Here is a 15,542-nt window from a genome sequence, read left to right as displayed (position 1 = left end):
TGATTAATTTATTATTAAAATTTTATTTTTTTGATTGTATTATTAAAAAAGTATTATTTAATGATTACTTTCGTAGAGTCGAATATTATATATCTGCCTGGGTGATGTAGTGTGATAAGTTTAAATACAGCATCATTTGATAAACCGAATATTCAACACTAAAATGATTTGCCTTAGGTCAATCATATATATCGATATAAACAATTAAGTTGTAATTAAATAGCTGATGCTTTTCAACTCCATCCAATTCGTTGTTTTTCTATTTATTGTATTAATTGTATACCGGTTGTTAAGCCAAAAAGGCCGGTTGTATTTTTTACTTGCCGCAAGTTACTTTTTTTACGCTTGCTGGAGCTTTAGCTACCTCGGGCTTATATTCTTTACCTCGTCATCATGCTTTTTGGCGGGCTTGCTTATTGAAAAGGCACCCGATAGGCGGCGAAAAAAGCTCTTTTTAACGTTGAGTATAGTCATCAACTTTTTAATACTGTTTATATTTAAGTATTTCAATTTTGTAGTACAGGCCGCCCAGGATATATCAACCTACTTTAACCACCCTGCTCATTTTGATTTTTTGGATATCCTGCTACCGGTAGGTATATCATTCTATACATTCCACTCCATCAGTTACGTAATTGACGTTTACCGCGGAGAGGTACAAACTGAAAAAAATATTTTCAGGTTCCTGCTCTTCGTTTCCTTTTTCCCGCAGTTGGTTGCCGGCCCTATAGCCCGTACGCGCGATTTGCTGCCGCAACTGCGCCATCTCGATAATTACAAGTATGAGAACTTCAGGAAAGGTTTTGTGCTTATTTTTTGGGGACTATTTAAAAAGATGGTGGTGGCCGACAGGCTGGCTATTGCTGTTAACCATGTGTATAACCATGTTGACCAGGCTTCATCCGTATCACTTATCATTGCGACCATATTTTTCACTTATCAGATCTATTGCGACTTTTCGGGTTACTCCGATATTGCCTTAGGTGTATCAAAGCTGTTTGGTATTGATTTGATGCTCAACTTTCGCTCACCGTATTTTTCAAAAACAGTTACAGAATTCTGGCGCAGGTGGCACATATCGCTTTCGACTTGGTTCCGCGATTATTTGTACATCCCGCTGGGGGGTAACAAAGTATCGCAAGGCAGATGGATATTTAACACTGTATTTGTATTTGTGATAAGCGGTTTATGGCACGGTGCAAATTACACCTTTTTAATATGGGGTGCTATACACGGTATAATGCTGGTTGTTGAGCGCTATGTGTATGGCCGTAGCATTCGCGATATTCAACCCGGCGTTGATTTTAAAAACATCATCCGCTGGGGTATAACCTATATTATCGTCATGATCGGCTGGGTATTTTTCCGGGCTAATAATATATCAGATAGCTTTGCCGTGTTTGGTAAAATATTCGAGTTCCGTAACGTAATGCCTGACGTAAGGAGCCTGTTTGTGCCGGGCGGCGCCGAAAGTTTAATCGGGTTAAAATTCTATGATTTTGTGCTGGCCATATTCTTTATCCTGATGCTGGTAACCGTATCATTTGCCGTACGCAAAAGCGGTATTATTAATGCCGTATTAAACCTGTCGGCAGTACCGCGCTGGGCTTTCTATATAGGAGTTACCTTCCTGGTGCTGTGGTTCGGAAAATTTGGTGTTAACGAGTTTGTTTATTTTCAGTTTTAAGCAATGGAGAAGAAGATATTAAGCAGGGCCGTAATTTATCTGGTAACCGTTGTAGTTATATGTGAGTTGCTGAGCTTTGTTATACCGGCAGAAAGCGTAACGGTGCAAAAAAATATGATCAACGCCGTTTATGCGCGGCGCGATAAGATTGAGTCGCTGGCCTTTGGCCGTTCACATGGCGGTTCGCTTGATTATAATATATGGGACAAAACAGGTAAAAACCTGTCAATGGGTGGGCAGGATATCGCATCTATTAAATATAGCCTGGATTACCTATCTCCGGAGTTGCCTCATTTACAGGAAGTTTTGATTTGTATTTCATACTCATCGTTGTATTTTGATAACGAGGCCCTTTCAAACGGAAACCTGAATGATGCACGTAAGGGATTGTATGCCGCCATCCCATCATATAAACTGATATCAGCGAACGATTATAATAATATGGTGTTCGGCAAGCTATTCGCTTTTATACAAGCCGATTATGGTTTTCGTAAGTTAGTTAAAGCGGTAAAAGAGAAAGAAGAGCAAAAAAAATCAAAACAAGTGGGCGATATTTTGGTTGATACAGCCAAAATGCTGCAATCGGCCAAGGTGGACGCCTTTGATCATAGCAAGGATAAAAAGCTTGCATTGCAGTACAACCCGGAAATACGTGAACAATATTTAAACTACCTGAAAGAGATAGCACTCGAACTAAAAGCCCGCAATGTAAAATGTATTTTTTATACGCCGCCTTTTTACAAGGCGTATACCGATAATTACCCGCCAAAGGATATTGAAGAGACAGAACGTGTAATGACTGATCTTTGTAAGCAGACGGGTACAACTTATTACGATTTTTCGGCTTATAGAACGATGGCTGATAATATGGCCCTTTACAGCAATGCCGATCACCTCAATCTTGCCGGTAAGGAGCAGTTTACCAAAACCTTTAAACAGGTGCTTCGCGATGGTAAGGGTCCGGCTGATTTTCCGGGCCTGAAGATATTTAAATAAGGGCGTTAACTTTTACTTAACCTGCCTTGGGTTGTACTTCAAAAAAGTGTTAATTAATTGTTGTGTTAATAAAATTTTATTTTATTGCGCTGATAATTAAAAAAATAGTATTTTTATGCGCATTTTAATGCAAATATCCACAGCGCGAAAAGTGGTCATTTGTTTATAAAATGCGATGTCGGGCTTTAAGCCGGCATTTATCTTTTGAAAAACGTAACCCGCATCGCTAACCTATGAGTAGATGGAAGTATATTAAAACAGTAAAGTTATCTGACTTATCCCTGCAACGGATAAAAAAGGTAATCATGAACCGTTTAAAATATATTCCGCATTCATTAGCCTGGAAGCTTAATACCGCTCCGGCCAAGCAAAGCAAGCTTAATTTGGATAAATACCGCGATCTGCATAAAGGCAAGCGTTGTTTTATCGTGGCTAACGGCCCCAGCCTTAAGGTTACAGATCTTACTCGGCTGGATGGTGAGTTTACCTTTGGTATGAACCGTATTTATCTATCCGGTTTCGAGCCCACTTATCTGGTGGTTACGGATATTGAAACCATGTTAAAACAGTTTACAGATGAATTCAGGGAGCGCAAAGGCCCTAAATTTTATAACTGGCGTACCCGCAACTGGTTTAAAAATGTACCCGATCTTACTTTTATTAATCTCGATTATAACGCGCGCTTTTCTACCAATCTGAATGAGTCCGGGTGGGGTGGGCACAGTGTAACGTTTCTTTGCCTTCAGCTCGCTTACCATATGGGTTTTAGCGAGGTGATACTGATAGGTAAGGATCATAGCTACAAAGGGCAGGGTGTACCCGGCCAGTTTGTTGCCGCCACTGATAAGGAAGAAAATCATTTTATAAAAGATTATATACCTAAGGGCAAAGGCTGGAAGATACCTGATTACAAAGGCGAGGAGCTGGCGTATGAACTGGCGCGCGAAGCATTTGAAAAGGATGGCCGTAAGGTATATGATGCTACGATAGGTGGAATGCTCGATATTTTCGAGAAAAAGGATTACAACTCATTGTTTACTAAAGAACAACCGGCATAAGCTGATAATATCATAGTTCAAATAAATTATTAATGAAATACGTAGCTGAGATTCCTGTACGATTAGGAAGCAAACGGGTCCCAAAGAAAAATCTTCGCCTGATAAATGGTAAGCCGATGGTAGGTTATGCTATTGAAGCCTGCAAGGGTTCAAAATATATCAGCGAAACCTATATCAACTCTGAGGCAGACATCATGAAGAAATTGTGCGATGATTATGGCGTACAGTTTTACAAACGTAAAGATGAGCTTGCCGAAGACCATATAGTTCAGGATCAGTTCAATTACGATTTTTTATTGAACGTTGAAACCGAAAACCTGGTAATGGTTAACCCGGTATCTCCACTGGTATTACCGGAAGATATTGACAACGCGATTAAGTATTACGAAGAAAACCAGCTGGATTGCCTGATCTCTGTCCGCGAAGAAAAGCTGCAATCGTTCTTCGATGGCAAGCCGCTAAATTTCAGCGATCAGGCGTTGTTACCGATGACTCAAACCCTGAAACCCGTTCAGCTTTGTGCCTGGACAGTGTGCATATGGAACGCTAAAAAGTTTATTGAGCATTACGAAAAACATGGTTATGCCGTATTTGTAGGCAACTATGGCTTATATCCGTTTGACCCGGTACGCTCTATTAAAGTAAGCACCGAAGAAGATTTTAAACTTGCAGAATTATATCTATCAGCAAAATCAGCTAACGCTGAAGTAACACCCGAATATTATGAATAAAGTATTGCTTTCACCTTCATCTTTTGGCGAATGTGGCCTACAGCCCATTGAACTGCTTGAAAATGCAGGTTATACCGTTATAAATAACCCATACAAACGTAAACTTACAGAAGCCGAAGCTATTGAGCTGGCTAAGGATTGCGTAGGCATAGTAGCCGGTGTTGAGCCGCTTACCGCCGCCGTAATGGATGCCCTGCCTGAGCTGAAAGTAATTAGCCGTGTAGGTGTAGGCATGGATAGTGTTGACCTGGAGCATGCCGCAAAAAAAGGCATTAAAGTGTTAAATACACCTGATGGCCCCACCCGTGGCGTTGCTGAATTAACCCTTGCCATGACGTTTGCCATGCTGCGAAAAATTCCGCAGGCTGATGCTGCCATGAAGAACAAGCAATGGAAAAAACAAACCGGTAACCTGATCATTAACAAAAAGATTGGTGTTATTGGTTTAGGCCGTATTGGCCGTATGGTAGCAGGTTTGTTCAGAGGGATAGGCAATCCGGTTCTCGGGTTTGATCTTTATCCTGACACGGCATGGGCCGAACAAGCCGGTGTTGAAATAGCCGATTTTGACACGGTAATTTCACAAGCCGATATTATTACGGTACACGTTCCGGGTAATGCGGATAAATCAGCGGTGATAGGCGCTAAAGAATTTGAGAAAATTAAGGACGGCGCGTTCCTGGTTAACATAGCTCGTGGTGGTGTTGTGGATGAAGAGGCTTTATATAACGCCCTTACGTCAGGCAAACTTTCATCAGCTGCGGTTGACGTTTATAACAAAGAGCCATATGATGGTCCGCTTTGCGAGTTAGATAACGTTATACTTACGCCGCACCTGGGTTCATACGCTACCGAGGGTAAGCTGCAAATGGAAATTGACGCAGCTCAAAATTTAGTTGACGCATTAGGATAATGGTATGAGCAGCTTATCGGGCAAGTTAAAAGCTGATATAAAGCAGTTGCGTGGAAAGGACAGAAAACCTTTGCCGGTACTCTTTTTAACAAAAAAGAATTATCGCATTGTTATTCTGTACCGCATACTTAATCATTTCCACAAAAACACTTTAGCATCGCTGTTATTATTGCCGTTGAGCTTATACTACAGGCTAATGACCAACAGGTACTGTGTTGACCTGCCCGTTGATACGCCGATAGGCGAAGGTTTCAGGCTTAACCACTGTTATTGCGTAGTTGTTAACCGTAAAGCGGTTATAGGTAACAATGTTTATGTAGGGCATAGCGTAACTATCGGCTCAAATGGCGACAGGTACCCGGTAATAGGTAACAACGTATTAATAGCGCCCGGCTGCCTGATAATAGGGGATGTAAAAATTGGCGACAACGTAATTATCGGCGCCGGTAGCCTGGTGGTAAAGGATGTTGAAGCCAACTCAATAGTTGGTGGGCACCCCAGTAAATTTTTGCGGGTAAAAGAATAGCACACACACACACACACACACAAAGAAAATAAATTATTAAAATTAGTATGAACTTAAAAGTTGGTATTATTGGTTACGGTGTAATGGGTAAAACCAGGCACCAGGCTATTGACGAACTGAAATGCGGCAAGGTTATCGCGGTATCTGAACCGAACAACCAGCCCGAAATTAATGGCTTACCCAATGTTGACCATGACGGGATCATCAAGCATCCTGATATCGACATTGTATTTGTTTGTACACCGAATTTTTTAAACAAGGAGCTTACCATACGCTCTTTAAACGCCGGCAAGCACGTTTTTTGCGAAAAACCGCCTGCATTTACAGAGGCTGACGTTGCCGAGATCCGCGAAGCCGAAGAAAAGAGCGGTAAAAAACTAATGTACGGTTTTAACCACCGCCATCATGACAGCGTTATCCGCATGAAGGAACTGATTGACAGTGGCGAGTATGGTAAAGTATTATGGTTGCGCGGCCGTTATGGCAAAAGCGTTACTGCTGATTACTTTAATCAATGGCGTGCTAAAAAAGAGCTGGCCGGTGGCGGTATCCTGATGGACCAGGGTATTCACATGCTTGATTTGTTCCTGTACCTTTCAGGCGATTACGATGTGGTTAAGGCCGAAGTATCGAACCTGTACTGGCACATGGATGTAGAGGATAACGCCTTCGTTATCTTAAAAGATACCAAAACTGGCAAAGTAGCATCACTCCACTCTACCATGACCCAATGGCGTCACCTTTTCTCATTAGAGATATTTCTTGAAAAAGGCTATATGGTACTGAATGGTTTGATCACCTCAACCATGTCATACGGTGAGGAAACCCTATCAGTAGCCCGTAACCGCTCAACGGCTCCTGCCGCTACCTGGAAGGATGAGGTTACCACCAAGTACACCAACAACAACAGCTGGCGTTACGAGGTAGAGCATTTCTTCGATGCAATCGAGAAAGATCAGCAGGTTACCATCGGTACATCTGACGATGCTCAAAAACTTATGCGAATTATTGACGAAGTATACAAACAAAAAGACTTTTAATAAAACAATCAATCATGGATAGAAAGAACACCGTAACCGAGCACTTAGTTAGCTACAAACAAAAGATCGTTGATCTGCTTGACCTGATCGATCCGGCAGAACTTGAACAAGTAATAACTGTTTTTATTGACACCTTTAAAAACGGTAAAACGGTATATGTTGCCGGTAATGGCGGCAGCGCGGCTACTGCATCACACATGCAGGCTGATTTCCGTTTCTTCGTACGTTATTTCTCAAAATTCCGCCCGAAGATTTTAGCACTTACTGACAATGCTCCGTTAATGACGGCTGTTGGTAACGATACTGACTTTAACGATATTTTTGTTGAGCAAATGCGTGGCGTATTCGGCGAGGGCGATACCCTGGTTGTAATTTCAGCAAGCGGTAACTCTGAAAACCTTGTTCGCGCGGTTGATTTCGCTAATGAGCAAGGCGGTAACTCTATTTCATTTATCGGCTTTAAAGGCGGTAAACTGAAAGAGAACAGCAAATACAAGATATATACGCCAAACCAGGATAAAGATTACGGCCCGATCGAGGATATTCACATGATCATCAACCACATCATTGTGAACTACCTGGCTAAGGACGAAGAATTTTTAAGCCTGTAAATAAGCAACCGCCGTATAAATGGATAATCAAATAGCTAAGCAAAGCCTTGATACCGCTGTTAAGGCGGCAACTAAAGCCGGGCAGGCCTTAAGAGAATTACTGGGCGCTGATATTAAGATAAATAGCAGCGTTGGTAAGGATATTAAGCTTGAGGCCGACCTGGTTGCAGAAAAGGCCATACTGGATACACTGCATGCCGAATCAGCCTTTGGTATACTGAGCGAAGAAGCCGGTGAGGTTTTGAATGCTGACGGTACGCAGGTTGATTCGCAATACCAGTGGATCGTTGATCCGCTGGATGGCAGCCTCAATTTCTCGAGGGGTATTGATATTTTTTGTACCTCTATCGGTTTATGGAACGGCAGCGAGCCGGTATTAGGTGTGGTGTATGATTTTATGCACGACAGGCTTTACACAGGCATAGTAGGCGAGGGTGCATGGCTTAACGGTGAACCGATCAGCGTAAGTGCTATAGCTGAAAAGAAGGATAGCATACTGGCTACGGGCTTCCCGGTTTATCTGAAATTTGATACAGCGGTTCTGCAGGATTTTGTTAAAAACATTCAGGATTATAAAAAAGTGCGGCTATTTGGTTCGGCAGCAACATCACTGGCCTATGTGGCCAAGGGTAGCGTTGAGGCTTACGCCGAAAACAACATCGCTATTTGGGATGTGGCTGCCGGGCTCGCACTTGTATTGGCCGCCGGCGGCAAAGCCGATATCAGCAACGGTACAGGCAAAAACTTCCTTAACGTTTACGCTTACAACAGTTTAATACAACAATAACACATGATCGTTGATTCACTCGAAAACCTGGAGTTTTACAAGAATATCCACGAGGATATTTATCTGGGTTTAAAATTTATTAAAGGCCTTGGCGCTGATGTTGAACCGGGTACATACACCGTTTCTCCAACGGCTAAAGCTATTGTGATGGAGTACGGCACCTCGTATGAAAACGACTTCGGTTACGAAACCCATCGCCACGTTATTGATGTACAATACTGTATTGTAAATACCGAATTAATACGCTGGGCGCATGTAGATACGCTTACACCCTATATCCCCTACGATGAGGAAAAGGACAGGCGTTTTTACCACAACAACACCGGTAACTTTACCCCGGTGTTAACAGGCAATGGCATATTCGCGGTGTTTTACCCGTCAGACGGGCACGCGCCGCAGTTATGCGTTAACGAGCCGGAGCAGATAAAGAAGGTGGTTATCAAAATTAAGTGCTGATAAAAAATATGGCAAAAAGTCATTATCTCCCCGCGCTGGATGGCCTCAGAGGCTTGTCGATTATGGTTGTATTACTCGGCCACATCGGACTAAATATTCCGGGCGGGTTTGGTGTGAACGTATTTTTCTTCATCAGTGGTTTGCTGATCACTAACCTGCTGCTTATCGAGTACGACAAAAACGAGCGTATCGATTTTAAGAATTTCTTTATCCGCAGGTTGCTCAGGCTATACCCGCCTTTGCTGTTGATGATACTGGTTACCTGCATAGTGCCACCACTCAATAAAGGAATTACTACGGATAAGGTTTGGCCGGCATTGTTTTATTACCAAAACTACTATTACATAGCCAACTTTGAGGCATTCCATTCCGGAGCGAGTAAGTCGTACTTTGGCTTTATCTGGTCATTAGCTATTGAGGAGCACTTCTATCTGCTGTTTCCATTCCTGTTCGCGTTTTTTGTAAAAAACAAAAAGGCGCTTATTGGTATCACTCTTACTATAATTGTTTCGGCTTTGGTTTTCCGGGTAATAGGTACTTATCGCTACGGTGTAAACCCATTTGCGTTTGAGTATTGCTACGCTGCAACAGAGTGCCGGTCAGACGCTATTATGATGGGCTGCCTGGCCAGTATATTGATATATATAGACCGGGATAACCGTTTTTTAAAGTTTGTATCATCGGTACCTGTATTTGTGATCGCTTTTATAGCTATGCTGCTAAGCATCGTAATTAAGGATCACCTTTTTAAACAGACTATAATGTACACCATACAAAGCCTTAGTTTCATGATCATGATACCGGCTATCTTGTATGATAAGAAATATGAGTTTTTAAACAGATTTTTTTCTACTAAACCATTGGTATTTACAGGCCGTTTAAGCTACTCGCTCTACCTTTTTCACCTGGTGTTTTACAGGCTCGAACTGGCCTATATCTCTAATGGTAAAAAGGATATACTGTATTACACGTTGGGTATACCCGGAGCATTTCTGTTAGCTACTATGAGTTATTACCTGGTTGAAAAGCCGGTTATGGGGCTAAGACGGAAGTTCGGTTCGGTAGCCGGTAAAAATACCGATACACCTGCCGGCACTGCTGTTCCGGAACATGAACCGCAGGTTGCCATTAAAAATTAAACATACGGACAGTTTCACCCTGTTCATAAACAGTAAAGCGGCATGGTTTAAGTGCCGCTTTTCAAATAAATATTAACGTTACTATGCAAAGCTTAATAAGGAAAGGTAAAACTATAATGCAGACCGATGGCCTGAAAGTATTTTCGGAGCGTTTGGTTAAATATGGCATTGTTAAGCTTAAGCGTGCCTTCCAAAAAAAGGATGAGCAAAATATCGAGAAATGGAGAGCGCTGAAAGATAAATATAAAGGGCAGCGTGTGTTTGTAGTAGGCGCAGGCCCAAGTATCAATAAAACGCCCTTGTATTTATTAAAGGATGAATACACCATGTGCTTTAACCGCATTAACCTGTTGTATGAGCGCCTTAACTGGCTGCCTGATTTTTACCTGGTTACTGATGATTTAAAGCTTAAAGAAATTTATAAAGAGATAGACGAAGAAATATTGCCGGTAGTTAAATATGCGTTTTTCCCTGATCTGCATCCCTCAAACGTCGATTTTAAAAGCTATCTGCCCGAGTCAGAGAAAATACACTGGCTGTATATGGACAAGCCGGAGTATTCGCTCAATTTACCGGAATGCGGCATTAACAAAACGGTAGTTAACGGCGGTTTGCAAATACTGGCTTACCTTGGTTTTGAAGAAATTTATATGCTGGGCGTTGACATGACCTTTGCCAAACGCAGCGTTGAAAAAATAAGCGAACGCGATTGGGTAGGTAAAAAAGATGATGACCCTAACCACTTTGACCCACGTTATGACGGTAAGGGCATGGCCTACCGCAACCCTACGGTTGAGGATATGATTGAGAACTTTAAGGCCGGCCGCCAGTTTTTTGATAAGCATGGTAAGAAGATATACAACGCCTCATTCGGTGGCGTGATGGAGGAGTACCCGCGTGCCAACCTGTATAATGTACTTGGCCTTTCAGAAGAAGAGCAGTTTAGGTTATTTGTGGATATGGTGTTGCCGGGTAATACTTTTAAAACGTTTGATGAGGCTTTCGCCGGTTATGTCACGCTTGTAAGTGCCGACGAGTTCACTACCGAAACAGGTGATTTTATCTGTAGTGCCGATATTGCCCCGGCCATGATCAATAAAGCGGTGTTTACACATATTCCGTTCGGACCGTATCAAGACAAATACGTATTCAAAAAACGATAATATTATATAGCAACAGATGAAGATATTATACGTTAGTTTAAAGTTGTTTGATGATTATAATAAACTTACGTAGTTAATCTTTGTCTCACTATAAAAACGTATCGTGATGAAGCATAAAATTTTTGCAATAAAATATCTGTTCCTGTTGGCTGCAAGCACTCCTGCTTTCGCGCAGTCAACCTATTACGTATCTGCCGATGGTAACGATGCTAATGCCGGTACATCCTCAAGTGCTCCTATAAAAAGTATTGATAAAGCCAATCAACTGGTGTTAAAACCAGGTGATGTACTATCTTTTAAAAAAGGCGACGTATTTAGTGGACAACTTAACATCAAACAATCAGGTACCAGCGCAGCGCCTATAAACATAAGTTCATACGGTAGCGGCAGTAAGCCGGTTATTGATGGCTCGGCAGTAGTTAGTGGTTGGAAACGTTCATCGGGAAACATTTGGGTGGCAAGCCTGAGCAATTACAACGGCAGCGCGATAAACCTTTTCGCAAATAACCAGCCATTGCCTTTAGGCAGGTATCCTAACAGTGGTTATTTAACTATCCGGTCGCATTCTGGCAAGACCCAGTTAACCAGCAAACAATCGTTAAATGGCGACTGGACCGGCGCCGATGTAGTAATACGCAAAAACCTGTGGCAGATTGATACCGACAAGATCATTAGTCAGCAAGGCAATACCTTAACTTTTAAAGGTACGCCTACAGCGATGAATGATAACTGGGGATTCTTTATCCAGGATCATCCTAAAACGCTCGATCAGGATGGCGAATGGTATTATCAGGCATCCACTAAACAAATCATGCTTTATTCATCGTCTGATCCGAACGGCAGAAATATTGAAGCTTCGATATACACAGCAGGTATAAACATTGTTGGCCAGTCTAACATCGTCATCAAAGATATAGCCATTGCTGAGCAGCGCCAGTTTGGTATTAATGGTAAAAACCTTAGAGGGCTAACTGTAAAAAACGTAACCATAAGTGATGTCGGTCAGGATGGAATTTCGATATTAGGCCGCGGTAACAATGTAGTTATTGATGGTTGCACTATATCGGATATCAATAACAATGCGGTGGTGGTTTACGATCACTCCGGTTTTAGGTTCTTGAATAATACGGTTAAAAACATTGGCCTGGTTGTTGGTCGCGGTACCAACAGTTCTGGCAGTTTTGTAGGCCTACGTTACAATGCTAAAGCAGGCAGCGCCATCATACAGAACAACACCATCGAGAATGTGGGATATATTGGTATCGATTTCCGTTCGGCAAATGTTACTATCCAAAACAACCTGATCAAAAACATCAACCTCACTAAAAGTGATGGCGGTGGTATATATACCTATAGCGGGAAAAATCCCAACAACTATACTAACCAAAAAATAGTATCAAACATAATATTAAACTCCGTCGGATCGTATGACGGATCGTACAATGCCAACCAAAACGCGCATGGCATTTACCTGGATGACAGATCGCACGATATAGATATCCAGAATAATACTATTGCTAATTGCACCGGTTCGGGTATATTTTTAAATGGGGCAAGCCGTATCAACATCCAGAATAATACCTGCTACGGCAACGGTACGCAACTGCTGGTAAGTACAACGCCGGGTGCCGATCCGGTAAATAATACCATTTTGAGTAATATTTTAGTGGGTAAAAAGAAACAGGTAATGTCATTAAACCGTAGCCGGTTGTTACGTACGGCCGTGGCTTTGGCTAATTCAAACAAGCAGATGCAGGATATAAGCGACGACACTGCCCGGTTTGAGTATAATGCCAGCGCATCACCAAAAACAATAAACCTGAACGGTACTTATAAGGATGCAAATAACAAAACCTACACCGGTAAAGTTACCTTGCAGCCGTATTCATCAATTGTTTTAACTAAGTAAATAACAATATAGATAACCTGATAAACAGTATAAAAAGTATATGGGTAACGAGTATGATCTGATTTTAATTGGCGGAGGTATTGTAGGCCTGGCCACAGCATTTAAAATAAATTCACGTAACCCCGATCTGAAAATACTGTTGCTTGAAAAGGAAGACCATGTGGCCGCGCACCAAACCGGCCATAATTCGGGTGTTATCCATTCAGGTATATATTATAAACCCAATTCATACAAGGCGCGCTTGTGCATATCTGGCCGCAGGGAGCTGGTTGAGTTTGCCAAAGAGCACCGTATACCGCATGATATATGCGGAAAGGTGATCGTGGCAACTGATCCGTCGGAACTTACCCATATGAACCGTGTATTTAACAATGGTTTGGCCAATGGGGTAGAAGGCATTGAAAAAATTGGTATCGACCGTATAAAAGAGATCGAACCATATTGCAGCGGTATTGAAGGTATTTGGGTGCCTTGCACCGGTATAATTGATTTTGCGAGCGTTGCCACTAAATATAAAGAGATTATTGAGGCCCGCTTTCCGCAAAGCAGGGTGCTTACTGGTTACGAGGTAACAGGTATCGACCGCCAGGGCGATGTTACCACAGTAGCTACACCAAGGGGTATATTTAAAGCAAAAAATATAATAGCCTGCGCCGGTTTACAGGCCGACAGGATTGCACAGAAAACGGGTATTGATACCGATGCCCGTATTATCGGCTTTCGTGGCGATTATTACGATCTGTCTGAAAAAGGGATGAGTAAGGTGCGTAACCTGATCTACCCGGTGCCAGATCCTAAATTCCCGTTCCTGGGTGTGCACTTTACCCGAATGATACAGGGCGGGGTAGAGTGTGGCCCGAACGCGGTGTTCGTATTTAAACGCGAAGGATATGGCAAAACTGATTTTTCGCTGCGCGATACTGCCGCCGCTTTCGGTTTTAAGGGAACCTGGAAATTTTTTGCCAAACACTGGAAGTTCGGTATTGATGAGTATCAGCGTGCTTTCTCAAAACGCTTGTTTTTGGATCGCCTGCAAAAACTGATACCAAGCCTGCAAATGGACGATATTGTACCGGGCAGGGCGGGCGTTCGTGCTATGGCGGTGAGCAGCAACGGCGAAATGATAGATGATTTTAAAATTGAGCAGCAAGGTAACATGATACACGTGTTAAACGCGCCATCGCCTGCCGCAACGGCCTCCTTAGCCATCGGGAATGAGATTGCCGGTATGGCCAGCAAACAATTCGGGTACAATTAATATTATTATTTATTATTTTGACAATAAAAAGCTTTTTTATTATTATCTTCACATAATTTTTTACTTAATGATGTGAAAAATAAAATTTAACATCAATCTAATACATCCTATACAAAACAAGTTATCACTCTACTAAACATAATATGGGCAAAAAAGCATTAATTACAGGTATAACAGGGCAAGACGGTGCATACTTAACCGAATTGCTGCTGAGTAAAGGTTATGAAGTTCACGGTATTAAACGCCGCAGTTCATTGTTTAATACAGACAGGATTGACCACCTGTACCAGGATCCGCACGAGCTTAATCCGAAACTGGTTTTACATTACGGCGACCTGAGCGACTCAACCAACCTGATACGCATTGTACAGGATGTACAGCCCGATGAAATTTATAACCTGGGTGCCATGAGCCACGTAAAGGTGAGCTTTGATACCCCTGAGTATACCGCTAATGCCGATGGTATTGGTACCCTGCGTATACTGGAAGCAGTACGTATTTTAGGTTTAACTGAAAAAACCAAGATCTACCAGGCTTCAACCTCTGAGCTTTATGGTTTGGTACAAGCTGTGCCACAATCAGAAACTACGCCTTTCTATCCACGCTCGCCCTATGCGGTAGCAAAATTATACGGTTACTGGATCACGGTTAACTATCGCGAAGCTTACGGTATGTATGCCTGCAACGGTATCTTGTTCAACCACGAAAGCCCGCTACGTGGCGAGACCTTTGTAACCCGTAAAATTACCCGCGGTACCGCTAAAATAGCGATGGGCTTACAAGATAAACTTTACCTGGGTAACCTTGACGCGCAACGCGACTGGGGCCACGCTAAAGATTATGTTGAGGCCATGTACCTGATATTACAACAGGAAACTCCGGAAGATTACGTTATTGCTACAGGTGTAACTACCCGCGTACGTGAATTCGTGCGTATGTCGTTCGCTGAAACCGGTATCGAAATTGAATTTAAGGGTGAAGGCTCTGACGAAAAAGCTTATGTAGTAAGTTGCAGCAACCCGCTTTACCAATTGCCTGTTGGCAAAGAGGTGGTAGCGGTTGACCCTAAATACTTCCGTCCGACTGAGGTGGAGCTGTTGATAGGTGACCCAACCAAATCAAACCAGAAACTGGGCTGGAAACCGAAGTATGACCTGGCTGGCTTGGTTAAAGAAATGATGGCTGCCGACCTTGAACTGTTTGAGCGTGAAAAATTGCTTAAAGATTCAGGTTATTCTATCAAAAACCAGTACGAATAAGCTATCGTA

At 42.4% G+C, this 15,542-nt stretch carries 15 protein-coding genes; all 15 read left to right on the top strand.

All coding sequences use genetic code 11. From position 1 onward, the window contains the following. The first annotated feature begins 286 nt into the window (after positions 1–286). The 15 genes from LT679_RS07975 to gmd all read left to right on the top strand — a co-directional run bounded on the left by LT679_RS07975 (position 287) and on the right by gmd (position 15,533). Entirely contained in the window at positions 287–1,687 is a 1,401-nt protein-coding gene (locus LT679_RS07975) for an MBOAT family O-acyltransferase (protein WP_232176931.1), read from the top strand. Positions 1,688–1,690: 3 nt separating this feature from the next. Then, complete coding sequence (locus LT679_RS07970) at positions 1,691–2,683, top strand: hypothetical protein (RefSeq protein ID WP_232176930.1); 993 nt, start codon at positions 1,691–1,693, stop codon at positions 2,681–2,683. 233 nt (positions 2,684–2,916) lie between these two features. Continuing rightward, positions 2,917–3,741, top strand: a complete 825-nt coding sequence (locus LT679_RS07965) for a 6-hydroxymethylpterin diphosphokinase MptE-like protein (protein ID WP_232176929.1) — start codon at positions 2,917–2,919, stop codon at positions 3,739–3,741. A 32-nt stretch (positions 3,742–3,773) separates the two neighbouring features. Further along, entirely contained in the window at positions 3,774–4,472 is a 699-nt protein-coding gene (locus LT679_RS07960; protein ID WP_232176928.1) for an acylneuraminate cytidylyltransferase family protein, read from the top strand. Then, a complete protein-coding gene (locus tag LT679_RS07955) occupies positions 4,465–5,385 on the top strand; it encodes a phosphoglycerate dehydrogenase (protein ID WP_232176927.1) in 921 nt (306 codons plus the stop codon). Before LT679_RS07960 ends, LT679_RS07955 begins: the two co-directional genes overlap by 8 nt. A 4-nt stretch (positions 5,386–5,389) precedes the next feature. Continuing rightward, positions 5,390–5,911, top strand: a complete 522-nt coding sequence (locus LT679_RS18700) for a serine acetyltransferase (RefSeq protein WP_317206536.1) — start codon at positions 5,390–5,392, stop codon at positions 5,909–5,911. Positions 5,912–5,958: 47 nt separating this feature from the next. Continuing rightward, a complete protein-coding gene (locus tag LT679_RS07945) occupies positions 5,959–6,951 on the top strand; it encodes a Gfo/Idh/MocA family protein (protein ID WP_232176926.1) in 993 nt (330 codons plus the stop codon). Between the two features lie 14 nt (positions 6,952–6,965). Continuing rightward, positions 6,966–7,562 (top strand): SIS domain-containing protein, encoded by a 597-nt coding sequence (locus LT679_RS07940; protein ID WP_232176925.1) that lies wholly within the window; start codon positions 6,966–6,968, stop codon positions 7,560–7,562. Positions 7,563–7,581: 19 nt separating this feature from the next. Continuing rightward, entirely contained in the window at positions 7,582–8,349 is a 768-nt protein-coding gene (locus LT679_RS07935; RefSeq protein ID WP_232176924.1) for an inositol monophosphatase family protein, read from the top strand. 3 nt (positions 8,350–8,352) lie between these two features. Beyond that, positions 8,353–8,805 carry a YhcH/YjgK/YiaL family protein gene (locus LT679_RS07930; protein WP_232176923.1) on the top strand — a complete coding sequence of 151 codons (453 nt, stop codon included), beginning with the start codon at positions 8,353–8,355 and terminating at the stop codon, positions 8,803–8,805. 8 nt (positions 8,806–8,813) lie between these two features. Beyond that, positions 8,814–9,944, top strand: a complete 1,131-nt coding sequence (locus LT679_RS07925; RefSeq protein ID WP_232176922.1) for an acyltransferase family protein — start codon at positions 8,814–8,816, stop codon at positions 9,942–9,944. An 83-nt stretch (positions 9,945–10,027) separates the two neighbouring features. After that, entirely contained in the window at positions 10,028–11,107 is a 1,080-nt protein-coding gene (locus tag LT679_RS07920; RefSeq protein ID WP_232176921.1) for a 6-hydroxymethylpterin diphosphokinase MptE-like protein, read from the top strand. A gap of 106 nt (positions 11,108–11,213) precedes the next feature. After that, positions 11,214–13,016, top strand: coding sequence for a right-handed parallel beta-helix repeat-containing protein (locus tag LT679_RS07915; protein WP_232176920.1), 1,803 nt, complete (start codon positions 11,214–11,216; stop codon positions 13,014–13,016). 40 nt (positions 13,017–13,056) lie between these two features. Continuing rightward, entirely contained in the window at positions 13,057–14,274 is a 1,218-nt protein-coding gene (gene lhgO / locus LT679_RS07910) for an L-2-hydroxyglutarate oxidase (protein WP_232176919.1), read from the top strand. A 143-nt stretch (positions 14,275–14,417) separates the two neighbouring features. Continuing rightward, positions 14,418–15,533 carry a GDP-mannose 4,6-dehydratase gene (gene gmd, locus LT679_RS07905; RefSeq protein ID WP_232176918.1) on the top strand — a complete coding sequence of 372 codons (1,116 nt, stop codon included), beginning with the start codon at positions 14,418–14,420 and terminating at the stop codon, positions 15,531–15,533. Positions 15,534–15,542: the final 9 nt, after the last annotated feature.

Source organism: Mucilaginibacter roseus (genome assembly GCF_021215455.1).
GTDB lineage: Bacteria > Bacteroidota > Bacteroidia > Sphingobacteriales > Sphingobacteriaceae > Mucilaginibacter > Mucilaginibacter roseus.
The sequence above is the reverse complement of the archived record's forward strand: the minus strand, read 5'-3'. Positions and strand labels throughout refer to the sequence as shown.

What these genes read in the sequence shown, in the direction of transcription:
- LT679_RS07970 (WP_232176930.1), top strand. Translation starts at nt 1,691, where the DNA reads ATGGAGAAGAAGATATTAAGCAGGGCCGTAATTTATCTGGTAACCGTT.
- LT679_RS07935 (WP_232176924.1), top strand. Translation starts at nt 7,582, where the DNA reads ATGGATAATCAAATAGCTAAGCAAAGCCTTGATACCGCTGTTAAGGCG.
- LT679_RS07920 (WP_232176921.1), top strand. Translation starts at nt 10,028, where the DNA reads ATGCAAAGCTTAATAAGGAAAGGTAAAACTATAATGCAGACCGATGGC.
- LT679_RS18700 (WP_317206536.1), top strand. Translation starts at nt 5,390, where the DNA reads ATGAGCAGCTTATCGGGCAAGTTAAAAGCTGATATAAAGCAGTTGCGT.
- gmd (WP_232176918.1), top strand. Translation starts at nt 14,418, where the DNA reads ATGGGCAAAAAAGCATTAATTACAGGTATAACAGGGCAAGACGGTGCA.
- LT679_RS07915 (WP_232176920.1), top strand. Translation starts at nt 11,214, where the DNA reads ATGAAGCATAAAATTTTTGCAATAAAATATCTGTTCCTGTTGGCTGCA.
- LT679_RS07955 (WP_232176927.1), top strand. Translation starts at nt 4,465, where the DNA reads ATGAATAAAGTATTGCTTTCACCTTCATCTTTTGGCGAATGTGGCCTA.
- LT679_RS07930 (WP_232176923.1), top strand. Translation starts at nt 8,353, where the DNA reads ATGATCGTTGATTCACTCGAAAACCTGGAGTTTTACAAGAATATCCAC.
- LT679_RS07965 (WP_232176929.1), top strand. Translation starts at nt 2,917, where the DNA reads ATGAGTAGATGGAAGTATATTAAAACAGTAAAGTTATCTGACTTATCC.
- lhgO (WP_232176919.1), top strand. Translation starts at nt 13,057, where the DNA reads ATGGGTAACGAGTATGATCTGATTTTAATTGGCGGAGGTATTGTAGGC.
- LT679_RS07940 (WP_232176925.1), top strand. Translation starts at nt 6,966, where the DNA reads ATGGATAGAAAGAACACCGTAACCGAGCACTTAGTTAGCTACAAACAA.
- LT679_RS07960 (WP_232176928.1), top strand. Translation starts at nt 3,774, where the DNA reads ATGAAATACGTAGCTGAGATTCCTGTACGATTAGGAAGCAAACGGGTC.
- LT679_RS07925 (WP_232176922.1), top strand. Translation starts at nt 8,814, where the DNA reads ATGGCAAAAAGTCATTATCTCCCCGCGCTGGATGGCCTCAGAGGCTTG.
- LT679_RS07945 (WP_232176926.1), top strand. Translation starts at nt 5,959, where the DNA reads ATGAACTTAAAAGTTGGTATTATTGGTTACGGTGTAATGGGTAAAACC.